At 62.9% G+C, this 26,964-nt stretch carries 25 protein-coding genes and 1 tRNA gene; 11 read left to right on the top strand and 15 right to left on the bottom strand.

The genetic code is table 11. The features are described from left to right. The first annotated feature begins 57 nt into the window (after positions 1–57). Together HGO38_RS00230 and HGO38_RS00225 are read left to right on the top strand one after the other, a co-directional pair. A complete protein-coding gene (locus tag HGO38_RS00230) occupies positions 58–228 on the top strand; it encodes a hypothetical protein (protein WP_250953912.1) in 171 nt (56 codons plus the stop codon). Between the two features lie 455 nt (positions 229–683). Further along, the gene (locus HGO38_RS00225; RefSeq protein ID WP_250953911.1) at positions 684–2,210 is read left to right on the top strand and encodes an ABC-F family ATP-binding cassette domain-containing protein; all 1,527 of its coding nucleotides are present in this window, start codon (positions 684–686) and stop codon (positions 2,208–2,210) included. 97 nt (positions 2,211–2,307) lie between these two features. On the opposite strand, the gene HGO38_RS00220 is transcribed toward HGO38_RS00225, so the two are convergent. The 3 genes from HGO38_RS00220 to HGO38_RS00210 form a co-directional block, all read right to left on the bottom strand. Beyond that, positions 2,308–3,486 (bottom strand): hypothetical protein, encoded by a 1,179-nt coding sequence (locus tag HGO38_RS00220; protein WP_250953910.1) that lies wholly within the window; start codon positions 3,484–3,486, stop codon positions 2,308–2,310. 360 nt (positions 3,487–3,846) lie between these two features. Then, entirely contained in the window at positions 3,847–5,544 is a 1,698-nt protein-coding gene (locus tag HGO38_RS00215; RefSeq protein WP_250953909.1) for an O-linked N-acetylglucosamine transferase, SPINDLY family protein, read from the bottom strand. Positions 5,545–5,699: 155 nt separating this feature from the next. After that, a tRNA-Ile gene (locus HGO38_RS00210) sits at positions 5,700–5,775 on the bottom strand. A 196-nt stretch (positions 5,776–5,971) separates the two neighbouring features. On the opposite strand from HGO38_RS00210, the gene HGO38_RS00205 reads away from it, so the two are divergent. Further along, positions 5,972–6,709 carry an SIMPL domain-containing protein gene (locus HGO38_RS00205; RefSeq protein ID WP_250953908.1) on the top strand — a complete coding sequence of 246 codons (738 nt, stop codon included), beginning with the start codon at positions 5,972–5,974 and terminating at the stop codon, positions 6,707–6,709. Positions 6,710–6,829: 120 nt separating this feature from the next. On the opposite strand, the gene HGO38_RS00200 is transcribed toward HGO38_RS00205, so the two are convergent. Both HGO38_RS00200 and HGO38_RS00195 read right to left on the bottom strand, forming a co-directional pair. Then, a complete protein-coding gene (locus tag HGO38_RS00200; RefSeq protein ID WP_250953907.1) occupies positions 6,830–7,222 on the bottom strand; it encodes a hypothetical protein in 393 nt (130 codons plus the stop codon). A 146-nt stretch (positions 7,223–7,368) separates the two neighbouring features. Next, positions 7,369–7,791 carry a secondary thiamine-phosphate synthase enzyme YjbQ gene (locus tag HGO38_RS00195; RefSeq protein WP_250953906.1) on the bottom strand — a complete coding sequence of 141 codons (423 nt, stop codon included), beginning with the start codon at positions 7,789–7,791 and terminating at the stop codon, positions 7,369–7,371. Between the two features lie 207 nt (positions 7,792–7,998). On the opposite strand from HGO38_RS00195, the gene HGO38_RS00190 reads away from it, so the two are divergent. Next, positions 7,999–8,472, top strand: a complete 474-nt coding sequence (locus HGO38_RS00190) for a heme-degrading domain-containing protein (protein ID WP_250953905.1) — start codon at positions 7,999–8,001, stop codon at positions 8,470–8,472. A gap of 21 nt (positions 8,473–8,493) precedes the next feature. Here HGO38_RS00190 and HGO38_RS00185 read toward each other — a convergent pair whose 3' ends face one another. Continuing rightward, entirely contained in the window at positions 8,494–8,865 is a 372-nt protein-coding gene (locus HGO38_RS00185) for a nuclear transport factor 2 family protein (protein WP_250953904.1), read from the bottom strand. 83 nt (positions 8,866–8,948) lie between these two features. Beyond that, the gene (locus HGO38_RS00180; RefSeq protein WP_250953903.1) at positions 8,949–9,842 is read right to left on the bottom strand and encodes a LysR family transcriptional regulator ArgP; all 894 of its coding nucleotides are present in this window, start codon (positions 9,840–9,842) and stop codon (positions 8,949–8,951) included. Between the two features lie 114 nt (positions 9,843–9,956). On the opposite strand from HGO38_RS00180, the gene HGO38_RS00175 reads away from it, so the two are divergent. After that, positions 9,957–10,559, top strand: a complete 603-nt coding sequence (locus tag HGO38_RS00175; RefSeq protein WP_250953902.1) for a LysE/ArgO family amino acid transporter — start codon at positions 9,957–9,959, stop codon at positions 10,557–10,559. A gap of 83 nt (positions 10,560–10,642) precedes the next feature. Next, complete coding sequence (locus HGO38_RS00170) at positions 10,643–11,791, top strand: amidohydrolase (RefSeq protein ID WP_250953901.1); 1,149 nt, start codon at positions 10,643–10,645, stop codon at positions 11,789–11,791. Between the two features lies 1 nt (position 11,792). Here the strand turns inward: HGO38_RS00170 and HGO38_RS00165 are convergent, their stop codons facing one another. The 3 genes from HGO38_RS00165 to dnaG all read right to left on the bottom strand — a co-directional run bounded on the left by HGO38_RS00165 (position 11,793) and on the right by dnaG (position 17,701). Then, positions 11,793–12,917: a DUF930 domain-containing protein gene (locus tag HGO38_RS00165; RefSeq protein ID WP_250953900.1), complete on the bottom strand. Its 1,125-nt coding sequence runs from the start codon at positions 12,915–12,917 to the stop codon at positions 11,793–11,795. Positions 12,918–13,088: 171 nt separating this feature from the next. After that, a complete protein-coding gene (gene rpoD / locus HGO38_RS00160) occupies positions 13,089–15,137 on the bottom strand; it encodes an RNA polymerase sigma factor RpoD (RefSeq protein WP_250953899.1) in 2,049 nt (682 codons plus the stop codon). 563 nt (positions 15,138–15,700) lie between these two features. Further along, positions 15,701–17,701 (bottom strand): DNA primase, encoded by a 2,001-nt coding sequence (gene dnaG / locus HGO38_RS00155; RefSeq protein ID WP_250953898.1) that lies wholly within the window; start codon positions 17,699–17,701, stop codon positions 15,701–15,703. Between the two features lie 240 nt (positions 17,702–17,941). On the opposite strand from dnaG, the gene HGO38_RS00150 reads away from it, so the two are divergent. Further along, on the top strand, positions 17,942–18,232 hold the full coding sequence (locus tag HGO38_RS00150; protein WP_250953897.1) for a BrnT family toxin: 291 nt from the start codon (positions 17,942–17,944) through the stop codon (positions 18,230–18,232). Next, positions 18,198–18,530 carry a BrnA antitoxin family protein gene (locus tag HGO38_RS00145; RefSeq protein WP_250953896.1) on the top strand — a complete coding sequence of 111 codons (333 nt, stop codon included), beginning with the start codon at positions 18,198–18,200 and terminating at the stop codon, positions 18,528–18,530. The genes HGO38_RS00150 and HGO38_RS00145 overlap by 35 nt, the downstream gene beginning before the upstream one ends. Positions 18,531–18,585: 55 nt before the next feature. On the opposite strand, the gene HGO38_RS00140 is transcribed toward HGO38_RS00145, so the two are convergent. Then, complete coding sequence (locus HGO38_RS00140) at positions 18,586–19,035, bottom strand: GatB/YqeY domain-containing protein (protein ID WP_250954488.1); 450 nt, start codon at positions 19,033–19,035, stop codon at positions 18,586–18,588. A 326-nt stretch (positions 19,036–19,361) separates the two neighbouring features. On the opposite strand from HGO38_RS00140, the gene carA reads away from it, so the two are divergent. Then, a complete protein-coding gene (gene carA, locus HGO38_RS00135; protein ID WP_250953895.1) occupies positions 19,362–20,570 on the top strand; it encodes a glutamine-hydrolyzing carbamoyl-phosphate synthase small subunit in 1,209 nt (402 codons plus the stop codon). A gap of 84 nt (positions 20,571–20,654) precedes the next feature. Then, the gene (locus HGO38_RS00130) at positions 20,655–21,389 is read left to right on the top strand and encodes a hypothetical protein (protein ID WP_250953894.1); all 735 of its coding nucleotides are present in this window, start codon (positions 20,655–20,657) and stop codon (positions 21,387–21,389) included. A gap of 45 nt (positions 21,390–21,434) precedes the next feature. On the opposite strand, the gene HGO38_RS00125 is transcribed toward HGO38_RS00130, so the two are convergent. Both HGO38_RS00125 and HGO38_RS00120 read right to left on the bottom strand, forming a co-directional pair. Next, positions 21,435–22,841 (bottom strand): MATE family efflux transporter, encoded by a 1,407-nt coding sequence (locus HGO38_RS00125; RefSeq protein WP_250953893.1) that lies wholly within the window; start codon positions 22,839–22,841, stop codon positions 21,435–21,437. 167 nt (positions 22,842–23,008) lie between these two features. Then, positions 23,009–23,926 carry a LysR family transcriptional regulator gene (locus HGO38_RS00120; protein WP_250953892.1) on the bottom strand — a complete coding sequence of 306 codons (918 nt, stop codon included), beginning with the start codon at positions 23,924–23,926 and terminating at the stop codon, positions 23,009–23,011. 117 nt (positions 23,927–24,043) lie between these two features. Between HGO38_RS00120 and HGO38_RS00115 the strand changes: the two genes are divergently transcribed. Further along, on the top strand, positions 24,044–25,042 hold the full coding sequence (locus HGO38_RS00115; RefSeq protein WP_250953891.1) for an aldo/keto reductase: 999 nt from the start codon (positions 24,044–24,046) through the stop codon (positions 25,040–25,042). A 66-nt stretch (positions 25,043–25,108) separates the two neighbouring features. Here the strand turns inward: HGO38_RS00115 and ypfJ are convergent, their stop codons facing one another. Continuing rightward, entirely contained in the window at positions 25,109–26,035 is a 927-nt protein-coding gene (gene ypfJ, locus HGO38_RS00110) for a KPN_02809 family neutral zinc metallopeptidase (protein WP_250953890.1), read from the bottom strand. Positions 26,036–26,159: 124 nt separating this feature from the next. After that, complete coding sequence (locus tag HGO38_RS00105) at positions 26,160–26,825, bottom strand: glutathione S-transferase (RefSeq protein ID WP_250953889.1); 666 nt, start codon at positions 26,823–26,825, stop codon at positions 26,160–26,162. Positions 26,826–26,964 lie beyond the last annotated feature (139 nt).

Raw genomic sequence — 26,964 nt, 5'->3', positions numbered from 1 at the left:
AAACCGCACGGAATCCCATTTTAAGCGTGTCCGAATGTATGAGAAAGAGAATACGCCATGTCTACCCGCACCAAGAGCCGTTTCGCCTTTGTTGGTCAGGCCTTTGCCATTCTGGGCGCAGCATCGGCTGCAGCCTCCGCCATCGAAGGCCATCGTCGCCCGACTGACCGCAGCTTGCGCACGCTCGGCATCGACCCTGCCAATTTCCCGTCCGCCGACAGGCTCTAAGCCTGTCGCGACGCGCCCAAGCGACCGCGTCTGAAGACCGTGGCGCTGCCGGATAAGAGCAGCGCCAAACATCTCTTCGAGAGATAAGACACTGTTCGGGACCCGATAGGCGTCCCTCACGCCCTTTCCATGAGATGCGCCACAAGCCCTCTTGCAGACCTCGCTCTGCATGGTATTCTGGCACTGCATTCAACGAGAAAGGAGGATCACGTGCACAATCATTATTTCCGGTTCAACCGGCAGCGTGGTCCCGTCAACGCCCTGCAAATGCGTTTGCAGGGCTGACCGAAGAGCGTTTCTCGCACCCTTTCCTTCTGGTCTGCCCTTCGTGGCCTGCAGCACCGAGCCTATGGCATCGCGTTGCTGCATATCGAGATATCCGCACCCGATCGTCTCCGCGATGCAGGCCATTGGCCGCCACGGGACAGTCGCGCGGTCAAGACCAGAGAACACCCATGAGCCTCATCCATATCCGCTCTCTCGGCATCACCCTGTCGAGCCCGCTCTTTGCCAACCTCAACCTCGTCGTCAACGCCGGTGACCGTATCGGTCTGGTGGCGGCTAACGGGCGTGGCAAATCCTCGCTGTTTCGCTGCATCGCCGGCACGCTGGACGCCACCGAGGGCGAAATCACCAGGGCGCGCGGCCTGACCCTCGGCCATGTCGAGCAGAACGTGCCACTAAGCCTCGTCGATCGCACCTTCTACGATGCCGTGCTCGACGCCCTGTCGCCCGAGGCCGCAAGCGCGGAAGGCTGGCGGGTCGACGTCGTGCTGGAATCGCTTGAGGTTCCCGAAGAATTTCGCCGGCGTACGCTGAAGGCGCTCAGCGGCGGCTGGCAGAGGCTGGCAATGCTGGCCCGCGCCTGGGTCACCGAGCCCGATGTGCTGCTGCTGGACGAGCCGACCAACCATCTCGACCTTGGCCGGATTGCAGCGCTTGAGGATTGGCTGACCCTGCTGCCGCGCGACGTGGCGGTCATTGTCGCCAGCCACGACCGCGCCTTCCTCGATGCCGTCACCCAGCGCACGCTGTTCCTGCGGCCGGACCAATCGCCGGTCTTCGCCCTGCCCTATTCGCGGGCGCGTCTGGCCCTGGCCGAGGCAGACGCCGCCGACACCCGGCGCTATGAACGCGACATCAAGACCGCCGACCAGCTGCGGCGGCAGGCCTCCAAGCTCAAGAACATCGGCATCAATTCCGGCAGCGACCTGCTGGTGGTCAAGACCAAGCAGTTGAAAGAGCGCGCCGAACGGCTGGAGGACGCGGCAAAACCCGCCCATCTCGAACGCTCGGCCGGTGCCATCAAGCTTGCCAATCGCGGCACCCATGCCAAGGTTCTGGTGACGCTTGAGGATGCGGAGGTCCGAACCCCGGACGGCACCCTGCTGTTCAAGACCGGTCCGCAATTCATCTGCCAGGGCGATCGCATCGTCCTGCTAGGTCCAAACGGCGCCGGCAAATCACGGCTGGTCAGCCGGCTGCGCCAGGCGATCGACACGCCCGAACAGGCCGGGGCCGGCATTAGGGCCACGCCGTCGCTGGTGCTCGGCTATGGCGATCAGGCGCTGGCCGATCTCAGCGACGCCGAAACGCCGCTCCAGACCGTCATCCGCCGGTTCGATGTCGGCGACCAGCGGGCCCGCACGCTGCTGGCCGGCGCCGGCATGAGCATCGACATGCAGTCGCGGCCGATCGGCCGCCTGTCCGGCGGCCAGAAGGCGCGCCTCGGCATGCTGGTGCTGCGGCTGGCCGAGCCGAATTTCTATCTGCTCGACGAGCCGACCAACCATCTCGACATCGAAGGCCAGGAGGCGCTGGAAAGCGAGTTGCTGGGCCACCAGGCCACCTGCCTGCTGGTCTCCCATGATCGCAGCTTCATCCGCGCCGTCGGCAATCGTTTCTGGGTGATCGAACGCAAACGGCTGGTCGAGGTGGAAAGCCCGGAAGAATTCCTGGAAGAGGCCGCCATCGGCCGGTAACCCGATTTTTCTGCGCGGCAAAGCCAACAGCCCGGACATCCCGCCCGAGCCCGATGCACCCCTTGCATCGGGCTCCAACGCGTGGCCGCATCGGCACTCACGCGCCCGTCGAAAACTCCGCAGACGGGGCCTCCAGGCTGCTTTTCAGATAATCCATCTGCCCATCGGCGGCAAATGGCCCCGTTGTCAGCAGGGCAAAATCGAAGGACCCGCGCCGGTCGGCATGCAGCACATATTGCCGGTGCACCCGCAAGAAATCCCGCTTGATCTTTTTATAGCGGGCCTCCGACAGAAGAGCGCGGACCCGGATGAAGATCAGTCCGGCCTGCGGCGCATCTTTGTGCCCTGACAGGGCGACGACCCGCGATTTGTAGAAATGGATGACGTCGGTCAGGCAGTGCACTTCCAGAAAGGTGACGTCCGGGGCACGGGCAATGGCGCCGATGCGCCGGCGCATCACGTCCGCCGGCCGCAGCAAGGCGCATTGCAGGATAGCGCTGCCCAGGGTCACGAACACGACGCGCTTGCCGGCAAGCGCCTGCGGATGTTTCTCCAGCACCATGCCCAGCACCTGGGTGGCGAGACTGGAACCCATGCTGTGCGACGTGATGAGATATTCGTCCGCCGGGTCGTCCAGCGCCCGCATCATCCGCTCGGCGCTCTCCTCCAGCCAGCGGCTCAGCGACGGACTGGTGAGCCCGCCGACGGCAACCGCCAGCTCCCAGTCGGAAAACAGATGCAGCGTATGATAGCGCTCGGAAAAGGGCAGGAACACAGACCGGAAGAACACCCCCGCCAGGGACACGCTCCAGAGAATATGCCAGGCGGAAAGCCCCAGCCAAACCGGCAGCACCGCCAGCGCCAGGCTGATCGCAAAAGCCAGCGCCACCAGCAGGAACGGAAAGACAAAAAACAGCCCGAACCGCCAGGCATGCCGGAAATAGCCAAACAGCCCGCCTTGGCCAACGACCCGCGCTGCACTGAGAAACCCCATCGCAAACCGCTTCACGAGCGGCCGGTCGCTAAGCTCGTCCACAAGAACATTGTGGTCCAGGATATGGATCCGGTTCGACACCGCCCAGTCCGGCCCCCGGCACACGACCTCGAAACCCGACTGAGTGTCATCCGGATCGAAGGCTCCCGCCTCCGCAGAAAAATCCCACAACTTGGAGGAGAACTCGACGGTCCGTGTGAACCGCCCATGATGCGCCCGCGCATCCATCCGCTCAAACCCAGGGAAGTGCACGACAACCCGCTTCTTCACGCATTCACTCATATCGGCTGTTGTCTGACTTATCTCTGGAAATTGAGGACTCTCCGGCACTTGGCGGGATGTGGCGAAATCCTCTTATCTTTCGTCAGCTTTTGCCACAATGAGGGAGGCGGAGAAAGTTCGGCGTTTGACACCGGCACGGCGACAAATCTTCCATATCGCCCTGCCCGGCCGCCGTCGATGGCTATTTTCTCCAAGACGCGAACGGCTGCCGTGGAACTCCCACAGGTGACGGCATCAAATCCGGCGCAGCCCAAAATCCCATCGGCGCCGCTCCCCCATCAAGCGTATCATCACCCGCGCCGCGGATCCGGCTATCATCACCTTCCAAGCCGTACACCGTGTCGACGGATCGAAGACCCGTCAACTTGTCGTTGCTATCTCGATATGTACCGGCTCCAGCCCTTTTCGTGCCCGCTCATGGATCAGCTGGAATGCTCTCTCCAGGTTGCGCGTGTATCGCCCGCTGTCGAACAGCGCGGCGGTCGTCCTGCCGGCTTCAATTCGCGCTTTGAGTGCGCGCAGCCTTTCGGCATCGCAGGCGAGTTCAACGCAGAGATCCACATAGCCATCCCCGTCTTCGGCGATCAACTCCGGCAGTTGCATGGCTTGCAGCAGGCTTTCCGACACTCTCGACGAAAAATTGCTGCCCTTCTTGGTCACGACGGGCAGGCCGGCCCAGAGCTTGTCCGACGTCGTGGTATGGCCGTTGCAGGGAAACGTATCGAGCCCGATGTCGGCCGCCCGCAAACGTGCGATGTGGGCCGGATAGCCTGTAGAGTTCGCGTAGATGATGCGCTCAGGCGCGATGCCGGCTTTTACAACAGCTCTGCTGAAATTGTCTCGGGCCAGGGGATCGTCGCACACCATCCACAGGACGGTACGGGGTGCGCGGGCAAGGACTGCCATCCAGAGACGGAAGGTTTCCGGCGAGATCTTGCGCACATTGTTGGCAGAGACAAGCACGGTCGCCCCCTCCGGCAGACCAAGCTGGCTTCTGCTCGGTGCAGGAGGCAAAGCACGATTGCTGTCGTCGTTCGCCTGATAGCTATCCGGCAGCCAGCAGAACTTTTCATGGAAAAAGGGCGCGCTTGTCTCCGGGCAAACGATACGGTCGCAGATAATGTAGTCGCAGTCGATGCCGACCCCCGATCCGGGATAGCCCAGATAGGCCACCTGCACGGGTGCAGGTCCGGCATTGACGAGATCGATCCAGGCCTTGTTGGTATGCCCCTTCAAATCGACCAGGATGTCGATACCGCGCGCTCGGATCTGTTGCGCCGCGTCTTCCGTCGGCAGATGGCCGATCCTGACGATTTTGTCGCCAAATCGCTTCCTGAAAACCTGATCGGTGGCAACCAGATTGTCCTCGGTGTAGCAGAACAGAGTGATCTCGAATGTGTTTTCGTCATGAAGCTCCAGCACACGCTGCAGGAGCTTCATGGTTGCGTGCCCGTCCGACCAATCGTTGGACAGATAGCCAACCCGAATCTTGTCGGCGAAGTGATGCGGCCGGCTGCGGCGCCGTGTCCGCGCCTCCGGACTGAAGGTCTTGCCGTTCTGGGTCTGGATCAAAGCGTTCAATGCCTCGTCGCCGCACCAGGCGATGTGATCGAGCAGCAGTTCGGTTCGGATTTGAAACGCGTCGCCAGCACGGAGTTTCGCCAACGCTTCCGTATTGGAGCGCTCAAGCTCCTCCATATCGAGCCGATAGTGAACGTGATGGCGGAAGTAGCGCGCAGCGCCCTCATGGCCGGGATTGCATTCGAGGACGTCGCGTGCCGCACCAAATGCCAGTTCCTTGCTCTTGGCTTGCCGGAAGAGTGTGAACGCGAGTTCCAGCAATTGTTGGCGAGGCGCACCGGCCATGCCTGCTGCTCGGTGATAGTACGCGGCAGCATCCTCAACGTGACCAATTCGGTAGCAGCTCTGCGCCAGTCGTACCAAAGCCGCCGCATCAAGATCGTCACCTTTGTCAGCGAGAGGCTTCAAGAGTTCGATCACCCCAAGGAAGTCGCCGGATTTCTGCTTCTCCAGTGCCAAAGCGGAAACGCTCATCATTAGCGGACCCTAAATCTCAATAGTGCCTATCATTGCGTGCATTAAAATGGCGGTATGAAACAACAAGGATGCACGTGGCTTGCGTACGGCTCTACAGCGCCGATGTGATCCGATCGGATCGCTTCAAGCCCTTCAAGGCAGGGCGAAGGAAGAAATGGTGGGCCCGGAGGGACTCGAACCCCCAACCAAGCGGTTATGAGCCGCCGGCTCTAACCATTGAGCTACAGGCCCGGCCGGGTGACCGGCAGGCGGGCGGGCAATGGCACCCGCGTCGCGAGGTTCGCTCTAGCCCAATTCGTCAAAACCCACAAGCCTTTGTCAAAACCCACCAGCCTTTGTCAAAAGCCTTGAGGCCTTGCCGTATTCGCTACACAATCAAACGCCAAGAGGATATCCGAAGGGACAATCTCATCGGAGGACAACACCCATGCATCTTCACAACCGCCCCGCCTTTGCGCTCTTGGCGCTGGCTGCAACCGCTGCCTTCGCGCCGCTGCCGGCGCTTGCCGAGGACACCAGGCCGCGCGAGGCGACGATCATCGTTTCCGGCGAAGGCGAGGCTACGCTTGCCCCCGATATGGCGGTGCTCAGCCTTGGCGTCGTCAGCCAGGCCCCGGCCGCGGCAGATGCGCTGTCGGCCAACAATGCCGCCATGGCCAAGGTTCTCACCGACCTCAAGGCCGATGGCCTGGCCGAGCGCGACCTGCAGACCTCGAATTTTGCCGTCATGCCGCAATATCGCCCGATCCCGGACGGCGACACCGGCGAAAAACTCCCTGACATCGTCGGCTATACCGTGCAGAACACCCTGACGGTGCGGCTGCGCGATCTCTCCAAGCTCGGCGCGCTGATCGACCGTTCGGTCAAGCTCGGCGTCAACCAGGGCGGTGACATCGCCTTCACCAATGACGAGCCGGAAGCAGCGATTGCCGAGGCCCGCAAGGAGGCCGTCGCCGATGCGCTGGCAAAAGCCCGCACCCTGACGGAGGCCGCCGGCGTGCGGCTCGGCCGGATCATCGAGATCAGCGAGAATTATTCGCGTCCCATGCCGCAGACGCTCTATCGCGCCGCCATGTCCAAGGAAATGGCCGATGCAGCCCCTGTCGCCAGCGGCGAGAACAGCTATTCGGTGACCGTCAACGTCACCTTCGCCATCGAGCAATAAGCCGACAGCCCGCCGCCCGCGTCGGGGTCGACGCGGGCGGCGGAAGGGACTTTCGATAAGCGTGTGATGGCCGATACGGCCGGCCGATCGGGCCTGATGCCCGCCGATTGGCAATAGTCGTCAGTCGCGGATGATCGGGCAGCCCGGCGCATTGGCAAACACCATGCGGTCGAAGCCGTAATCGCGATAGCCGCCGATCACCACGCGGCGCGGCGTGACATCCTGCACATGGGCACGGTGCAATCCGTTCCAGCGGGCCTTTTCCACGGCGTGGAACGGTGCGCAGCCGACGCGGCGCGGCGGTGCCCGCCACCCCTCGTGCCGGCCGTGGTGACGCGGGCCGCGATCATAGCGAGGACCATCATCATAAAAGGGGCCGTCATAGTAGCCCGGGCCGCCGATAACGATGCCGAGGCCGATATCCGGGCCGGCGGCGGCAGAACCGGCCGTGGCGGAGATGGCGCCAAGGGCGATCAGGGCGGCGATGCCGGCTTTTGCGATTTTGCTGGTCATAGTCTCTCTCCTCAAGGGATGCGTTGGGTTGGGAAGTCCCGCCGACATCAGCGATTGAGAAGAGGTTAACGCCGCCAGCCTGAACGGTTTTGGAACCTGCCATTCAGCCAGCGTTCACGGACAACCGCCCTCTTCACCGAGACGGATCACGGCCCCAGATGCAGCACGATCTCGCGGCGGTGCGGCCGGTCGCGGTGCTCGAACAGATAGAGCCCCTGCCAGGTGCCGAAAACGGGCGCCCCCGCCGTCACCGGGATGCCGATCGATGTCGCTGTCAGCGCCGCCTTGATATGGGCCGGCATATCGTCCGGCCCTTCGTCGCGATGCGTGATCCAGTGCATCGAGGCTTGGTCGGCCGGCGGCACCAGCCGCGCGAAAAACGCGTCGAGATCGTGGCGCACATCCGGATCGGCATTTTCCTGGATCAGCAGCGAACAGGACGTGTGCCGCACGAACACCGTCAGCAGCCCCTCGCCGGAGCTGTTGGCGGCCACGAAGCGGCGGGCGGCATCGGTAAATTCATAGAGCCCCTGGCCATGGGTCTCGATCGACAGAACGGCTTGCGGCATAGAGCCCTCCGGAAAATTCGGGCGGGCGGGCGCGCCACTCGGCGCATCCCTCCCGCTCAACAATGGCAGTCACGGCAAGCATGTAGACCGTACCGGCGCGCCGGCAAGCCCTGCCGGACGATGCAGATACGGCTTTGGCAAAACAAGCGCTTCTCTCTCCCCCCGGAGACAGATAGGGTCACGACAACCCAAGGGAGGACGAGATCCATGACCGCCAACAGCATTTCCATGGAAACACTGATCGGCCAGGAGGAGACGCTGGTCTTCTCCTCCTTCGACGAGGACACGGCGCTCGAAATCGGCGAGCGGCTGGTGGAGGTGGCAACCGACCAGCATGCGCCTGTGGTCATCAACATCCGCACGCCCGACCGGCTGCTGTTTCATGCCGCCCTGCCCGGCTCCTCGCCCGACAATGATCACTGGGCGCGCCGCAAGAGCAATGTCACCCTGCGCTTCCACAAGTCGTCGATGCGGGTCGGCGAGACGCTGCGGCTGAAGGGCCGCAGCATCGGGCCGGAGATCGGTCTCGATCCGCTGGATTATGCCAGCCATGGCGGCAGTTTTCCGGCCCGTATCGCCGGCGTCGGCGTGGTCGCCGCCATCACCGTCTCGGGCCTTGCCTCCCATGAGGACCATGCCATGATCGTCACGGTCATCGAGGACTACCTGGCCGAGAGCTGAGCCCCAGGTAACCCCAGCGATTCAGAGCGGCGTCGAAAGATAGAGGCTGATCCGCGAAAAATCCTCCGCCTCGCGCTCGAAGACGATGACCGCCGGCAGGGAAAACGCCTTGCCGGCATCGCCCCCGGCCGTCTCGCCCTTGACGGTCAGGTCGGCGGCACCGCGTAAGCCGGCCGCATCGGTCATGACGACGGCATCGGCAAAGCTGAGGTCATGGCGCAGCAGATAGGCCGACAGGGTATCGCGCAGCGATTGCGCGCCGATCACCCGGCTGCCATCCGGCATGTCGAGCGCCGCATCCTCGTCAACCAGCGCCATGAAGCTTTCCATGTCGCGCTGGTTGAGCGCCTCCAGAGCGGCTGTGATCTGCGTCGTCATTGCACTGTCGGTCATCTCATTCTCCTCCGGCTTCAAGCCTACGGCTAAGTTAGGGCTCGACTTGGCCGCGGCAAGGCCGGCATCGCCGCTTGCCGGCATCAATCCGCCGGCATCGGCCGCAGCACCGAAGCCGCCGCAGCACAAACCGCCGGCGTCACCGTCCTCATCGCCGTCTGCACCGAGCGGCTCCAGTGCCAGTAGAGCGGCACGTCGAACGGACTGTCGGCGACAAGCGGCACCAGCCGCCCCGCGTCGATAAACGGCTGCACCAGCGTTTGCGGATTCATGCCCCAACCGATGCCGGCCAGCGTCGCATCCACGAAAGCCTGGGCCGAGGGCAGCCAATGGGTCGGCGGCGCAAGGCCGCGGCCAAAATGCTGTTCGATCCAGCGCTCCTGCAGCCTGTCCTTGTTGTTGAAGGTCAGCGACGGCGCCACAGAAAGCCCGTCGCGCGAAACGCCGCCATCAAACCAGCGGCGCATATAATCCGGGCTGGCGGTGGCGATGTAGCGCAGCGCGCCAAGCGGACGACAGTCGCACCCCTGCACCGTGGCACCATCACCGCTGACGGCCGCCCGCACCTCGCCGCGCCTGAGCCAGTCGGCACTGTGGTCCTGGTCATCCAGCACGAGGTCGAACAGGCAGCCTTCTGTGGCAGCGATGGCGGCCACGAACCATGTGGCGAGACTGTCGGCATTGACGGCGATGCGCAGGCTCGGCCAGGGCCCGTGCGGATCGGCAAGGCCAAGTTCCTGGCGCAGCGCCTGCTCCAGCAGGCCGACCTCCTCGGCATGACGAAACAGCCGCTGGCCGGCCGGCGTCGCCACGCAGGGCTGGCCGCGCACGATCAGCACGGCGCCAAGCCGCTCCTCGATCTGCTTGACCCGCTGCGAGATGGCCGAGGGCGTCAGGCCCAGTTGCTGGGCCGCCTTGTCGAAACTGCCGGTCCGGATGACGGCGGCCACCGCGGCGATCTGCGCATTGTCCAGCATGGATGAATTTTCCTAATCTGGATGAAGATAAGTTAATTTCTCTAACCCTGACGAGACTGCTAGTCAAACGGCGAACAGCAATCATTCGCGCCGGGTGCCGGCAAAGGAGCCCCCATGTTGACTGCCACGATCGCCGGATTGTTTCTCGGCCTCAGCCTGATCGTCGCCATTGGCGCGCAGAACGCCTTCGTGCTGCGCCAGGGGCTGAAGCGCGAACATGTTTTCTGGGTCTGCCTAGTCTGCGCGGGTTCCGATGCCGTGCTGATTGCGGTCGGCATCAGCGGCTTTCGCGGCACGGCAACGGTTCTGCCCTGGCTGGAGCCGGTGCTGCGATACGGCGGCGCCACCTTCCTGACTCTCTATGGCCTGAGAAGCCTGCGAGCGGCATTGGCCGGCAATTCCGGGCTGCAGCCGGCCGAAATGCCGGCCCAGAGCCTGGCGTCCACCCTTGCCACCTGCGCCGCCCTCACCTGGCTGAACCCGCATGTCTATCTCGACACGGTCATGCTGCTCGGCGCCATTTCGACCCAGTATCCCGGTCGCGAATGGGCCTTCGGCCTTGGCGCAGTCTGCGCCTCGTTCCTGTTCTTCTTCTCGCTCGGCTATGGCGCCCGCCTGGCCCGGCCGCTCTTTGCCCGCCCGCAGTCCTGGCGCCTGCTCGACGGTCTGATTGCCGTGGTGATGTGGACGATCGCCGGCCGGCTGGTGTGGCTCTAGACGGAAAAGCCACGGGCTGTTTCCCCCGGCCGGGGATATGCTAAGTCTGGTCCACCTTATGCAAAAGCAATCGGATCTCGCTGATGTTTCTGACCAACCAGGATATGGTCGACCTGATCGACTTTCGCCACGATCTGCACCGCCATCCCGAGATTTCCGGCGAGGAGCAGCAGACCGCCGCCCGCGTCCATGCCTTTCTTCAGCCGATGCAGCCCGACAGCGTGCTCTCCGATCTCGGCGGCCATGGGCTGGCGGCGGTGTTCGAAGGGGCGGAACCGGGCCCCACCCTGTTGATCCGCTCGGAGCTCGATGCCCTGCCGATCGAGGAAAAGACCGAGATCGCCCATCGCTCGACCGTGCCCGGCAAGGGCCATCTCTGTGGCCATGACGGCCACACAGCCATCCTCACCGCCGTCGGCCTCGGCCTGTCGCGCCAGCGACCCAAGCGCGGCCGCGTCGTCTTGATGTTCCAGCCGGCCGAAGAGGATGGCTCCGGGGCTGCTGCCGTCATCGCCGATCCGCGGTTTGGCCAGATCACGCCGGACCTTTCGATCTCGCTGCACAATATGCCCGGCCTGCCGCTCGGCCATGTGGCGCTCACCGAAGGCCCGGTCAACTGCGCCTCGCGCGGCGTCAAGATCATGCTAACCGGCAAGACCGCCCATGCTTCGTCGCCCGAACACGGCCTGTCGCCGATGCGGGCCATGGCCGAGCTGATGCCGGCTTTGACCGCCCTTGGCCACGGCGCGCCGCCGGCTGCCGATTTCACCATGGCGACCGTCACCCATGCCGCCCTGGGCGAAGCCGCCTTCGGCATCGCGCCGGCCGACGGCGAGATCTGGGTGACGCTTCGAACCCTGACCGATGATCGCATGGCCGAGCTCTGCCACCGGGCCGAAACGCTGGTACGGGGCACGGCCGAAAGCCACGGCCTGGCCTTTGCCTGGACCTATCACGACATCTTCCTGCATTGTGAAAACGCACCCGAGGCCGTCGAGCATCTGCGCCGGGCACTGGATGCGGAGGGTATCTCCTATGACAAGGGCAACCTGCCGATGCGGGCGTCGGAAGATTTCGGCCGGTTCCGCAGCTTCGCGCCCGCCGCCATGTTCTTCCTCGGCGCCGGCGAGCGCCATCCCAACCTGCACAATCCGGACTATGATTTCCCCGACGCGCTGATCGACATCGGCGCCCGCGTCTTCACCCGCGTCGTGCGGGATATCTTGGGCTAGATCAGAAAGCCGGAAAGCCACGGTTCTTCCATTCGCTGCGCGGCACCTGGGCGCCGACCTCGAAGCCGAAGGACATGACCTTGGTCACCTCCTCGTCAACCTCGCAGCGGAAGTTCAGGTTGAACCATCGCGTATTGGCCCGGAAGGCTGCCTTGCGCACGTCGAGCACCGTGCCCTTCTTCAGGCCGAAGGACGGCAGCAGTTCGGGGTTGTAGGGCGGCGAGCCATTGCGCAATTGCTCGCGCAGTTCGGTGAGGCATAACCGGTCGGCGCGCGCCGAACGCGACAGATTGGCCATTTCCCGCATGGCGACGGGATCGTCGCTGTCCTTGCGGGAGTATAGGGTCTCGGCCTGCGTCAGGTTTGGCGGCGCCTCGACCGGCGGCTTGTCGGTCGGCTTCTCCTTCGGCACGGCCGCGATGATCTCGGTCTTGGCCGCCTCCGACAGCGCCTCGGGTCCGGCCTCCTGCGAACTGTCTGCTCCGAGCTCTACCTCCGGCAGAGCGATATCGTCGGGCATCGGCGTCGCGGCCGCCGGCTCTTCTTCGGGTACCTCGGGCACGTCGGGTACATCGGGCGGTGGCGTTCCGGCATCGGTCACGGCTTCGCCCTCTTCGGACTGGCGCGGACCTGTGTCCTTCTCCCCGAACTGCACGACGGGATCGAGCACCCGCAACCGCCCCTCGTCCTCATTGCCGGACGGCGGCTCTTCCTCCTCAGGAGGAGCAGGCGGCTCCTCGGCGGCCGGCTCTTCGACGGGAGGCTTCTCGACCGGGGGCGGCTCGGCAGGCGGTTCCTCGACCGCAGGCGGTGGCGGCGGCTCGGGCGGTTTCTCCTCGGGCTTTTCTTCCGGCGGCGGTGGTGGTGGCTCAGGCGCCGCCTCTTCCTGCTTCTGCGGCTGTTCGGCCTTCTGCTCCGGCGCCGGGGCCTCTGGCTGAGGCTCCTCAACCACCGGCTCTTCCGGCGGCGGCACCAGCTCGACCGCGACGCTTTCTTCGACCGGCAGTTCCGGCTGGTCAGGCGAAAAATGCACGAGGAAGGCCGCAAACAGCACGGCATGCAGCACGAGCGAGACGGTCAGGCCCCCACCCAGCTTTCCCCAGCGCTTTGCCGATGCCTTTTCCATACCGGTTAACAGGTCCTTGTCGATGTCTCGGCTGATGTGGTCCCCAATCGCGGCGCCATCAAGGGCTAAACGTCGGATCGCCGTATTAGGATGATCATGATCCAAAACAAAACCCGATCGGAGGGATCCGACCGGGTTTTGGCTGTTCTGATCCGAGTGCCTGCGAAGGCCTCAGCTATCCAGGAACGAGCGCAGCTTGCGCGAACGGCTCGGGTGCTTGAGCTTGCGCAGCGCCTTGGCCTCGATCTGGCGGATACGTTCGCGGGTCACCGAGAACTGCTGGCCGACCTCCTCAAGCGTGTGGTCGGTGTTCATGCCGATGCCGAAGCGCATGCGCAGCACGCGCTCTTCGCGCGGCGTCAGTGAAGCCAGAACACGGGTCGTCGTTTCGCGAAGATTGGCCTGAATCGCCGCGTCGATCGGCAGCAGCGCATTCTTGTCCTCGATGAAGTCACCCAGATGCGAATCCTCTTCGTCACCCACGGGGGTTTCGAGCGAGATCGGCTCCTTGGCGATCTTCAGGACCTTGCGGACCTTTTCGAGCGGCATGGCCAGCTTTTCGGCCAGTTCTTCCGGCGTCGGCTCGCGGCCGATCTCGTGCAGCATCTGGCGCGATGTGCGGACGATCTTGTTGATCGTCTCGATCATATGCACCGGAATACGGATCGTGCGGGCCTGGTCGGCGATCGAGCGGGTGATCGCCTGGCGGATCCACCAGGTGGCATAGGTCGAGAACTTGTAGCCGCGACGGTATTCGAACTTGTCGACCGCCTTCATCAGGCCGATATTGCCTTCCTGGATCAGGTCGAGGAACTGCAGGCCGCGATTGGTATACTTCTTGGCGATCGAGATGACGAGGCGCAGGTTGGCCTCGACCATTTCCTTCTTGGCGATGCGCGCTTCCCGCTCGCCCTTCTGCACCATCGACACGATGCGACGGAATTCGGCGATCGAAATGCCGGTTTCCGTGGCGAGATTCTGGATTTCCTGGCGGATATCGCGGATCGTCGCATTTTCCTCGCGGGCAAAATCCTTCCAGCCGCGAGCGGCCAGATTGCCGATTGACTTCATCCAGTTCGGGTCGAGTTCGGCACCCTGGTACTGTTCCAGGAAGCTGTCGCGCTTGACGCCGTAGGATTCGGCAAGGCGCAACAGACGGCCTTCGTTCTGCATCAGGCGCTTGGAAATGTCGTAGAGCTGCTCGACCAGGCTGTCGATGCGGTTCTGGTTGAGCGACAGCGACTTGACCGCCGTGATCAGCTGATCCTTCAGCTCCTTGTAGCGCCGCTCCTGGCCGGAGGACAGCGTGCCGGTACAGGCCAGACGCGCTTCGACCTGCTGGTCCTGCAGCTTGCGCAGCTTCTTGTAGGTGTCGGCAATGGTGTCGAGCGTTTCCATGACCTGCGGACGCAGTTCCGCTTCCATGGCGGCCAGCGACAGGTTGGACTCGTCGTCGTCCTCTTCCTCTTCTTCCGCAGGCCCCCCATCGCCGCCGACATTGGTGATGTCGTCTTCGTTGGTGCGGGCGCGGCGGGTCTTTTCCTTCTCTTCGGCCAGCTTGCGGTCGGCCTCGATCTTTTCCGGGCTCTGGAACTGCGGCGCGGCCTTGGCTTCAGGACCGGAATAGGTGGTTTCGAGATCGATGATCTCGCGCAGCAGCGTCGTGCCTTCGTTCAGTTCGTCGCGCCAGATGATCAGCGCCTGGAAGGTCAGCGGGCTTTCGCAAAGCCCGGCGATCATCGTCTCGCGGCCGGCCTCGATGCGCTTGGCAATGGCGATTTCGCCTTCGCGCGACAGCAGTTCGACCGAGCCCATTTCGCGCAGATACATGCGCACCGGGTCGTCGGTTCGGTCGGTCGGCTCTTTCTTCTTGGCAGCCGCCAGCGCTGTGCCGGCGGAAGGCGCAAGCTCGCCGCTCTCGCTTTCGCTCTCGTTGTCGCTATCGTCCTCGTCGGGGCTTGCCGGCTCGTCGGCATCCTCGTCCTCGATGACGTTGATGCCCATGTCGGAGAGCATGGCCATCGTATCTTCTATCTGCTCGGAGGTGACTTCCTCCGACGGCAGAACCGAATTCAGCTCGTCCATGGTCACATAGCCGCGCTTTTTGGCGGCCTTGATCATCTTCTTTACAGCGTCATCCGAAAGATCGAGAAGCGGACCGTCCGTAGCGCCGTCGCGTTCGTTCTCGGCTTCTTCGTTTTCTTTGACTTTGGTTGCCATGTATTTCGTCGCTTTCCCTGGCGCTTCAATTTTTCGCACAATGCTGGGCGAACCGGGTCTGGGTTGCCGCCCCCTGCCCGCTGCGAATCACTGTTAATGACCTAACGGAATGATGTTTAATTCCCGCTTAACCAAATCGGCTCCCGCAGACTGCGGCACCCTTGCGCATATTGATGACCGGACATGCTAGTACAGCCTAGCGCGGCACTCGTCATCTTTCTTTGCTTGCAATGGTGATTCCCACAATTTTTACCGGCGTCAAGCTTTTCCCGCATAAATGCCTGTTAAAATCCGGAAAAACCTTATCATGCGCCGCTCACACGCTTGTGACTGAATGCCAATGTAGGCGGTAAAAGCCGGCAAACAAGGGGTAACACCAACAAGCAGCACACCCGAATGTCCGATTCCGCTGCAATCGGCCACTGCACGCTGCATTGTCTGGCTTGCCTTCCTGCATTTCTGCAGCGTCTTTGCCGATCCGTCTCATCAGCGTCACCGCTCCACTGCTTGGCATAGAATGACGCATCTTGGCCTTGCAGCAACCAACCGTCCACAGTCACGCCTTACGAAGAGTGGCTGGTGGCAGCGCCCTTGACCCGACCCGACATCACGCCGAAGCCATCGATGATCGCCTCCTGGTTTTCCATCCGGGTGATTTCCAGCTGTACCTGCTGCAGCGCCGCGATCAGGCCGCCGACCCGATCGCCGTCCTCCGCCTCGGTGGCTTCTGCCACTTCGCGCTCCAGTTCCATGCGCTGGCGGCGCAGCGCCTTGGCGCGCTTGTGCAGCGACAGCGCCTGGCGGTAGCCTTCGCGCGCATCCTCGGGTGCCGCCACGGTCGTCGCGGTCCACAGCCGCGCATTGCGGATCTGCTGGTCGAGCGCCTTCAGCAAAGGCTCGAAACCCTGTTCGATCAGCCGCTCATAGAGCCGCTCGCGCGACAGCTGCGTGCCGGCTTCGGCCGCCGCCGTCAGCACTGCCGACCATAACCTTTGCAGATCGCGGCTCTCGTAATCGATGGCGGACACCTCGTCATACTCCTCCTGCAGCAGCTGCGGATGGTTGACGATGGTCAGCGCCAGCACGCTTTCGCGCAGGCTCATCTGGTCGTGGTGGCGCTTGACCATGCCCGACCGCGCCAGCCGGTCGGAGATGCTGCCGCGCCCGGCCGCCTTGGGGCCTGGGGCCCTTCCCTGCCCGTTGCCGCCGCGCCCGCCGCCAGCGTTGCCGCCCCGCTCGAAATTGCCGCGGTCGGGCCGCTGCGCGCTTTCCGGCTTGAAGAACGCATAAAGCCGGTCGCGGACATTCTGCGAATAATGCCGGCGCACGCTTTCATCTGCGATCACCGCCACCACCTGCTTCAGCCTCGCTTCCAGTTCGGCGCGCTTTTCCGGCGTCTCGAACCGGCCCTGGCTGATCTCGCGGGTCCAGACCATGTCGTCCAGCGAACGGGCATCGCTCAGCACCTGGTCGAACGGCGCCCGCCCCTCGTGGCGCACCAGATCGTCCGGGTCCTTGCCGTCCGGCAGCATGGCAAACCGCACCGAGCGGCCGGGCTTGAGATGCGGGAGCGCCAGATCGACCGCCCTGAATGCGGCACGCTGGCCGGCTCCGTCACCGTCGAAGCATAGCACCGGCTGGGGCGTCAGCTTCCACAAGAGGTCCAGCTGGCTTTCGGTCAAGGCGGTGCCAAGCGGCGCCACCGCATTCTCGACGCCGGCCTGGTAGAGCGCGATGACGTCCATATAGCCTTCGACGGCGATGATCGTCTCATTGCCGCCGGCCCCGCCCATCGAGCGCCGGGCGCGGGCAAAATTATAAAGCACGCTGCCCTTGTGAAAGAGCTCCGTCTCGTTCGAATTGAGATATTTGGCCGGCGCATCCGGCGACATGGCCCGGCCGCCAAAGGCGATCACCTTTTCGCGCGACGACAGGATCGGGAACATGATCCGGTCGCGGAACCGGTCGTAGGACACCGGGATCTCCGGTCCGTGCACCACGAGGCCGCAGGCCTCGATCTGGTCCTTCGGAATCCCCTTGGCCGCCAGATGTTCCTTCAAGGCATTGCGGCTCTCCGGCGCATAGCCGAGACGAAAGGTCTCGATCGTCCGCCCCGCCAGGCCCCGCTCGCGCAGATAAGCCCGCGCCTTGGCGCCATTGGCGGTCTGCAGCTGGTCCTGGAAGAACAGCGTTGCCAGTTCCATGACGTCCTGAAGGGTGGTGCGTTCCTTCTCGCGCCGCTCCTCCTGCGGATCGACCTTGGGCATGGCGATGCCCGCCATATCGGCGACGCGCTGCACGGCCTCGGGAAAGTTCAGACCTTCGAGATCGGTCAGAAAGCGGAAATGATCGCCCGACACGCCGCAGCCAAAACAATGATAGCGCCCCTTGCGATCCTCGCAGTGAAAGCTCGGGCTCTTCTCGCCATGAAACGGGCAGCAGGCCCAGTAATCGCCGCGCGACACATTGGTCTTCTTGCGATCCCACGAGACACGGCTGGCCAGCACGGCCGAAATCGGCACGCGGTCGCGGATCTCATCGAGAAAGGCATTGGAAAAGCGCATCGTCACTCCGGCAGTTCGATTATGTCATATAGTTCGACCCAGCGGCAGACGCCATAGAACTCGGCATTCATACCCGTTATCCACTGGCCTTGACAAAAATACGAATGTATATACATTATACGGACGATTAGTTTTCACCGCAATTAGGTGGGAGCGAAACACTAGGCCAACAGCGGCTGATCAGGAGCTCGAGAATGAAGAACGTTACACTGAATTTCACGTCTCTAAGGATCGACCTGAATGCCTATCGAGTTTCAAGAGCTTCAAAACTTTGAATGGGACGAAGCAAAGCGGCGAGCAAATATTCTGAAACACAGGATCGATTTCGAAGACGCGGTGTTCGCTTTAGCATTGCCGCGGATCGAGTATCCCTCCGATAGAGATGGAGAAAGGCGCACGGTTGCAATTTGTCCGGATGAATTACGCCTGATCGCCGTGGTCTACACGATGAGAGGCAACGTTTGCCGGATAATTTCCGCTCGCGTCGCACGATTAAATGAGCAACGAGAATATTACGCGCATTACCCGTGAAGAGCTGTTGCGCAAGCGGGCAAACGGCGAGAAAAGCCTGACCGACTGGGCCCGCGTCGATGCCCTGACCGACGAGGATATCGAACGCGCCATGCGCGACGATCCCGATTGGCAGGATTTCATGGACATCGACTGGTCCAAGGCGGTCCTGGTCATCCCGCAGAAGAAGAAAGCCATATCGATCCGGCTCGACGAGGATATCGTCGATTTCTTCCAGGCGACCGGCAAGGGCTACCAGACCCGCATCAATGCCGTGCTGCGCCATTTCATGACCGAACAGAAGCAGCCGAAGGGCTGACACGCAAAACGCCGCCCGAAGGCGGCGTTTCGTCATCTATCTGGCACCGAAGAGCTTACTTCAGCAGATCCTTGACCACGCTGGAGGCTTTCGCGAAATCCATCTGGCCGGAATAGCGCTCCTTCAGCGTATTGATGCACTTGCCCATGTCCCGCAGGCCCTGGGCACCGGTCTCGTCGATCACCGACGCACAGAGCGCCCGCACCTTTTCCTCCGGCAGCTGCTCCGGCATGAAGCTCTTGATGATCGCGATTTCCTCAAGCTCCTGGGCCGCCAGCTCCGGCCGGGCATTGTCCGCGTAGATCTTGGCGGATTCGTCGCGCTGCTTGATCATCTTGACGAAGATCTGCATGATCTCGTCATCGCTGACCGGATCCTTGCCATTGCCGCGATTGGCGATATCGCGGTCCTTGATCGCCGCCTGGATCAGCCGCACGGTCGAGACCCGCCGCACGTCCTTGGCCTTCAGCGACTCTTTCATCACAGTGGCGAGCTTGTCGCGCATCATCATCATTTTCTCCTGGGAAAGCCGGCCTCGAGCCTGTTTGAATTGTGGCTTTTCCTTGTCTATCGTCACGATCTATTAACCAGCGATCGCCCGACAATCAAATCAATTAGACAACCCATTGAATTCAATGGGATTAAATTCCACAGTTTCCACAAGGAGCGATTGACCGCGCGATCCGCTTTGTCTATTTTCCGGCACCTGCACGGAATTCGCAATCGAGGCCATTTACGCGAACGCTTTCGCGCGCCCTGATTTACGCACTTAGATGGCCCTTGGCACCCGGTCTTGCAAGACCGGTGCGGCAGGCTGGAAAAGGAAAAGACATGACCGCCACATCCCCATGGACCACCCGCAAGCCAACCGCCCTGCTCGTTCTGGCCGACGGCACCGTCATCGAAGGCCATGGCATCGGCGCCACCGGCAAGGTGCAGGCCGAAGTCTGCTTCAACACGGCACTGACCGGCTACCAGGAAATCCTCACCGATCCCTCCTATCTCGGCCAGATCGTCACCTTCACCTTTCCGCATATCGGCAATGTCGGCACCAACGAGGACGATATCGAAGACCTGACGCCGGCGGCCCGCCACGGCGCGGTCGGCGTGATCTTCAAGGCCGATATCACCGAGCCGTCCAACTATCGCGCCGTCAAGCATCTCGACGCCTGGCTGAAGGCCCGCGGCGTCATCGGCCTGTGCGGTATCGACACACGGGCGCTGACCGCCTGGATCCGCGAGCATGGCGCGCCCAATGCCGTCATCGCCCATGATCCGGCCGGCGTCTTCGACATCGACGTGCTGAAGGCGGAAGCCAAGGCCTGGAGCGGACTGGAAGGTCTCGATCTCGCCAAGGTCGCCTCGTCGGGCCAGTCCTCGTCCTGGACCCAGGAGCCCTGGGTCTGGAACGAAGACTATCACGATCTCGACGCCAGCGACGTGAAATACCATGTCGTCTGCATCGACTACGGCGTGAAGCGCAACATCCTGCGCTTATTTACCGGCCTTGGCTGCAAGGTCACTGTCGTACCGGCCACCACCGCCGCCGAGGACATTCTTGCCCTGAACCCGGACGGCGTCTTCCTGTCGAACGGTCCGGGCGATCCGGCCGCAACCGGCGTCTATGCGGTTCCGGTGATCCAGAAACTGGTCGACAGCAACCTGCCGCTGTTCGGCATCTGCCTCGGTCACCAGATGCTCGGTCTGGCGCTTGGCGGCAAGACCGAGAAGATGCACCAGGGCCATCACGGCGCCAACCATCCGGTCAAGGATTACACCACCGGCAAGGTCGAGATTGTCTCGATGAACCACGGCTTCGCGGTGGATTCCAAGTCCCTGCCGGAAGGCGTTGAAGAGACTCACATTTCGCTGTTCGACGGCTCCAACTGCGGCCTGCGCCTGGTCGGCAAGCCGGTCTTCTCGGTGCAGCACCACCCGGAAGCCTCGCCCGGCCCCCAGGACAGCCACTACCTGTTCCGCCGGTTCATCAACCTGGTGCGTGACAGCAAGGGCGAACCGGCTCTGTCAGAACGGGCGTAAACACCAAAGCGAATGCAACTATTGGGTTTAAATTCGCCCCTGCCCAGTATAGAGTGACCCCCGTGATGTTTAGCGGGGGTCGACATGACGATATTCCATCGCTTCCTTTGGGGATTGCTGGCGGGTCTGGCCGTCATATGCGTTAAATTCGTCGGCCCTGACAATGCAGTCGTCAAGGCGCTCGTGCTGACAGCAAATCAGGGTGAAATCGTTTTCTACGCGCTGGTTTCCTTCGTCACAATCATGCTGGGTGGCATTTCCGGCGTGTTTGCGAAGGAGGTGGAGCCCGGGCGCATTCTGGTGTTTTGCGCCGCCTTCCCGGCGCTGGTATCGACCGCTTCGGCGCCGGAACGAATTCCTGCAAGCACGGCGATCGACGTCCGCGCAGAGCGACCTGCGACGGGCGGAACGACATCAGGCTTCGGCATCATCTCCTCCGCCTACGCGGCAAACGATCCTCCGGGCCTGATCTGCAACGAGGGCAGCTTTGTGCAACAATTCAACGCGGCGGCAAAATCCTATTTCAACAACGAGCTGCAGAATCCGACCTACGCTGTGATCGTCGGATCGGAGCGAAGCTTTGACCTCGCCAAGCTGCGCGCGGATGACTTTGCGCGTCGGTCGACCAAGTACCGGATCACCGTCGGCTGCCGAAAACCCGACGTTGCCTATTTCCCGATCATGGTGGGAGAGCCGGTGGACCTCCAGACCGCGGCCGACATAAAAGGCGAAGTCATTGGCCAGGGATGGGCACCATCGGATACCTATCTTTCAAACTATGCCTACCGAACGGTCATCTATAGGGCGGCGGCCCGATAAACGCCGTGCACCCGGCACTCGGTTGGGACGGGCCGCAACCAGCGATCAGAGGGACGCTGCCGATGCCCGCATTTCGCGCGTGATGCGCAGGAAGAAGCGGGCGCAGAGGAGCACCGATGCGGTCGTCAGACCGATCAGGAAGCCGATCCAGATGCCGATGCCGCCCATCTGCATCGGGAAAGCCAGGAACCAGGCGAGCAGGAAACCGACCGGCCAATAGGACAGCAGAGCCAGCAGCATCGGCACGCGGGCATCTTTCAGGCCGCGCAGCAATCCGCTGGCAATGGACTGCAGCCCGTCGACCAGCTGGAACACGCCGGCGATCGCCACCAGCGGTCCGGCATAGGCCAGAACCGCCGCGGCATCCTCGGTCGAGGTATTGATGAAGGCACTGCTGAGCAGTTCCGGAATGACGAAGAACACGATGCCGCCGCCCGCCGAGAAAAGGCTCGCTATGGCAAGGACGGTGATCGCCGCGCGCACCAGTTCGCCGTAGTCGCCGCGCCCATGGGCGATGCCGATCCGCACCGTGGCGGTCTGCGACAGGCCGAGCGGGATCATGAAGGCGATCGAGGCCAGCTGCAGCGCGATGCCATGGGCGGCAAGCTCGATCGTTCCGATCCGCCCCATCAGCAGAGAGGCCGCGCTGAACAGGCTGACCTCGGCCAGCACGGTGATGCTGATCGGCAGACCCAGATGGAGGACCTCGCGAAAGGCATGCCAGTCCGGCCGCCAGAAGCGCACGAACAGCTCGTAGCGGCGCGTATCCTCGCGGGTCTGGATATAGACGACCATGAACAGGAAGCTTGCCCATTGCACAATGACGGCAACGATCGCCGCTCCCGTCATGCCGAGCGCCGGCAGGCCGAAATGGCCGAGCACCAGCGCATAGGCAAGAAGCGCGTTGAGCAGCAGGGTCGCCACCGTGACATAGAGAATGACGCCGGCCGGCCCGATCGCGCTGACCAGCGAACGCAGCACGGCAAACAGCAGGGCTGGCAGAAGCCCGAACTGGACGATCATCACATAATTCGCCGCAAGCCTTGCCACGTCAGGCACCTGCCCGAGCCCCAGAAGGATCGCCTCGGCATTGTAGAACAGCGGCGCCGTCAGCACGAAATAGGCGATCGATACCCACATGCCCATGCGGATCGAGCGGCGCACCGAGACCACATCATGGCGGCCAAAGGCCTGCGCCACCATCGGCACCACGGCAATCGAGAAGCCTGAGCCGAAAATGAAGATGGTGAAGAAGAACTGCCCGGCCAGGACCATGGCGGCCAAGGGCGTTGCCCCGAGCTGGCCGATGATCACCACGTCGGTCGTATGAATGCCAAGCTGCGCCAGTTGCGCGCCGATCAGCGGAATGCCGAGGGTCAGCGTCGCCCAGACATGGGCGCCCCAGCTATTGGTCGCGGTAAAACTCGGACGGGTCGGTGCGTAGGCGGACATGGCAGCATTTCCAGGACGAAAAAAGCCGCTTCCAGACTAGACTGGCGAGCGGCGCGTCACACCCGATTAGGAGAATCCATCACGCGCCGCAAGCAGAAATGGCAAGACTGCAAAAGAATTGGTCGACACTTCACCAAAACTGATGAAACTTGAGGCAAATTTCCGGATCAAGCCGGGTTTTCGGGCGGATCCGGCCGATCCTGGCGCACGAAGTCGACAAAGGCGCGCAGCGGCGCCGGCATGTATTTGCGGCTCTGGTAGTACAGAAACGGTCCGGAAAACGTGTCTTCCCACTCGGGCAGGATCTTGACCAGTTCGCCCGATCGCAATGCGTCGCGCACGAAATCCTCGAAACTGAAGATGATGCCGAGGCCTGCCTTGGCGACTGCCAGTTCCATGTCGATCGTGTCGGCGATCAGCACGGCCGGCGGGTTAATGGCAAACACCTCCCCGTCGCGCTCGAACCGCCAGGTGACAATCCGGCCGCTGGCAAAACGATGCAGGACAGCGCGGTGATGCAGGAGCTCGCGCGGATGAAGCGGCTCCCCGTAGCGCTTGAGATAGGACGGCGCAGCCACCCCGACATAGGTCTGCTGGCGCGGACCGATCGGCAGGGCGATCATGTCGGGCTGCAACATCTCTTCATAGCGAATGCCGGCATCAAAGCCCTCGCCGAGCACGTCCACAAGCGCATCCTGCGTCGCGACCTCCAGGCTGATATCGGGATAGAGCGCCAGAAAGCGGCAGGCGATATCCGGCAGCACGCAGCGCGCCACGATACCCGGCACATTGAGCCGCAATCGCCCGGCGGGGCGATCGCGAAAACTGTTGATGTCGCTCAGCGCCGTCTCGATCTCGCCCAAAGCCGGCGTCAGGCGCTCCAACAGTTTGGCGCCGGCATCGGTCAGGGTAACGCTGCGGGTCGTCCGGTTGAGCAGGCGAAGCCCGAGGCGATCCTCCAGCCTGCGCATCGCCTCGCTCAGCGAGGACGCCGACACGCCACGCAGCTTACCGGCAGCCCGAAAGCTCCGCAGCCGTGCGACGGCAGCAAAAGCTTCGAGCTCGGCCAGGGGAAGATCATTCATTGTACGAAAATCCAAACAACCTGTTCTGTTGTGAGCGGATTATCGCACAGCCCCTGCCGCGGTAAAAGCCCCCCAGTGACGGCCACGAGACGAGGCCGTCGAAACGGGAGAATGACGATGCAGAGGATGACACTTGGAAAGACCGGCCCAGAGGTCTCGCGCTTCGGGCTCGGCTGCATGGGCATGTCGGGCATGTACGGACCATCGGACCGCGCCGAAAGCCTGGCGACCATCGATGCGGCACTGGAGGCCGGCGTGACGCTGCTCGACACCGGCGATTTCTACGGCATGGGCCATAACGAGATGCTGATCGGCGAGGCGCTGAAGGGCGGCAGGCGCGACAAGGCGTTGCTCAGCGTCAAGTTCGGTGCGCAGCGCGATCCGGCCGGCAACTGGATCGGCATCGACTGCAGCCCGGCCGCGCTAAAGACCGCGCTGTCCTATACCCTGCAGCGCCTCGGCACCGACTATATCGACATCTACCGCCCGGCCCGCCTCGACCCCCGTGTCCCGATCGAAGAGACGGTCGGCGCCATCGCCGACATGGTCAAGGCCGGCTATGTCCGCCATATCGGCCTGTCGGAAGTCGGCGCCGAGACCATCCGCCGCGCTGCCGCCGTCCATCCGATTGCCGACCTGCAGATCGAATATTCGCTGGTGTCGCGCAGCCTGGAAGACAAGATTCTGCCCACCTGCCGCGAACTCGGCATCGGCATCACCGCCTATGGCGTGCTGTCGCGCGGCCTGATCTCGGGCCACTGGAAACAGGCCGCCGCCAACGGCGTGGCCGGCGATTTCCGGTCCGAAGGACCGCGCTTCCAGGGCGACAACGAGGCCCGCAACCTGGCGCTCGCGGGAGCCTTGGGCAAGGTCGCCGAGGCCAAGGGCATGACGACCGCCCAGGCCGCCATCGCCTGGGTGCCAGCCCAGGGCGAGGATATCATGCCGCTGATCGGCGCCCGCCGCCGCGACCGGCTGGCCGAAGCGCTGGGTGCCCTGGACTTGGTCCTGACCGCCGATGACCTGGCCGAGATTGAACGCGCCGTGCCAAAGGGCTCGGCCGCCGGCAGCCGCTATCAGGAAGCCCAGATGGCCCATCTCGACAGCGAGAAATGAAAAAGGCCGAGGTCGCAAGCAGACGCTTGCGACTTCGGCCCTCAATCATATTCATCATGCAAGGGTTCAGATCGCCCCGGAAAACGTATCGCAGGAGTTCATCTGGCCGCTGTCAAAACCGCGCTTGAACCATTTCATCCGCTGGGCGGAGGTGCCGTGGTTGAAGCTTTCCGGAACCACATAGCCCTGGCTGCGCTTCTGCAGCGTATCGTCGCCGATCTGGCGGGCGGCGTTCAGCGCCTCTTCCAGGTCGCCGGCTTCCAGCAGACCCTTCTGCTCGGTGTATTTGCCCCAGATCCCGGCAAAGCAATCGGCCTGCAGCTCGACCCGCACCGACATCTGGTTGGCTTCCGTCTCGCTCATCGACTGGCGCATCTCGTTGAACTTCGGCAGGATGCCGGTGAGGTTCTGCACGTGATGGCCGACCTCGTGGGCTATCACATAGGCCTCGGCAAAATCCCCCGAGGCGCCGAACTGGGTTTCCAGCTGCTGGAAGAAGGCCGTGTCGAGATAGACCTTGCTGTCGCCCGGGCAATAGAACGGTCCGGTCGCCGAGGATGCCAGGCCGCAGGCCGAATTGACCTGTCCGGAGAACAGCACCAGGCTCGGCTCCTTATAGGTCTCGCCCTCGGCCTGGAAAATGCCGTTCCAGGTGTCTTCGGTCTCGGCCAGCACGGTCGCCACAAAGGCCTTCATCTCGTCGCTGGCGGCCGAGGACTGACCCTGGCCGGTCGATTGCTCATAGCTGGAACTCGTCGTCGAGCCATCATCGAGCAGCTGCAGCATGTCGATGCCCATCATCTTCAGGACGAAATAGATGACGACCAGGAAGATGATGGTGGTGATGCTGAGACCGCCGCCGCGCCGCGAGCCGCCGCCGGGAAGCTGGATGCCGCTGCGTCCGAACGGGTTGCGGCCCATGCCGCTACGCTCCGGAGATGCCCCCCGGCGATCCTCGATATTGTCCGATTGACGTCGGCCCTTCCATTCCATGGTGCAAAACCTCTCCTGATCGCCTGCCATATCCCCGCTGGTAACAGTCTATAAAGGAAAGCGTTCCCGCCCACCAAGCGAAATAAGCATGCGCTAAAGATCGAAAATCGGGCGCGCTCTCTGCTCAGCTGGTGGCGTAGACATAGGCCCCGCCGCGCGTCAGCGCGCGCTGGTAGGCGGGCCTTGCGCGGATCGCCGCCATGTAGCGCCGAAGCGCTGCAGTCTCCCCCACCTTGATGCGCGTCATGCCCGCCTCGACCGGAAAGCTCATGGCGATATCGGCCGCCGAAAAAGCCTTGCCGGCGAACCAGCCGTCCCGTGCAAGTTCGCTTTCCCAGAAGGCGACGTGATCGGCCAGCTGCGGATCGATCAGCTTGGCGCTGACGCCTTTCGAGATCAGACCGGCCACCGGCCGCAGCAGAAGCGGCATCTGCTGCGGCAGCCTGGAGAACAGCAGCTTCAGCAGCAGGAGCGGCATGGCCGAGCCTTCCGCATAATGCAGCCAGTAGGTATAGCGCCGCCGCTCGTCGGTGCGGAGGGCCGGACGCAGAGCCTCCCCGCCATAGGCGTCGACCAGATATTCGATGATCGCGCCGCTCTCGGCGATCACCCGGCCTTTGTCCTCGATGACCGGCGACTTGCCAAGCGGATGAACGGTCTTGAGGCTTGCCGGCGCCCGCATATCCGGTGCCCGCTTGTAGGTCTTGACCTCATACTCCAGACCCAGTTCTTCGAGCAGCCAGAGGATGCGATGGGCGCGGGAATTTTCGAGATAATGCACGGTGATCATGGGAGCTCCTTGTCGCAACCGGCCGACATCGGCAGAACCTAACGCGCTGCGGCCAAAAGTCGATGGCACCCGGCGGCTTAGCAGGGAACAAGCGGCCCCGGCAATCCGTTCTGGTCAGACGGAAACCCAAAGCACAGGA

This window comes from Rhizobium sp. CG5, assembly GCF_023701945.1.
Classification (GTDB): Bacteria; Pseudomonadota; Alphaproteobacteria; order Rhizobiales; family Rhizobiaceae; genus Allorhizobium.
Note: the sequence above shows the minus strand (reverse complement) of the source record. Positions and strands in the feature narration are given on the sequence as shown.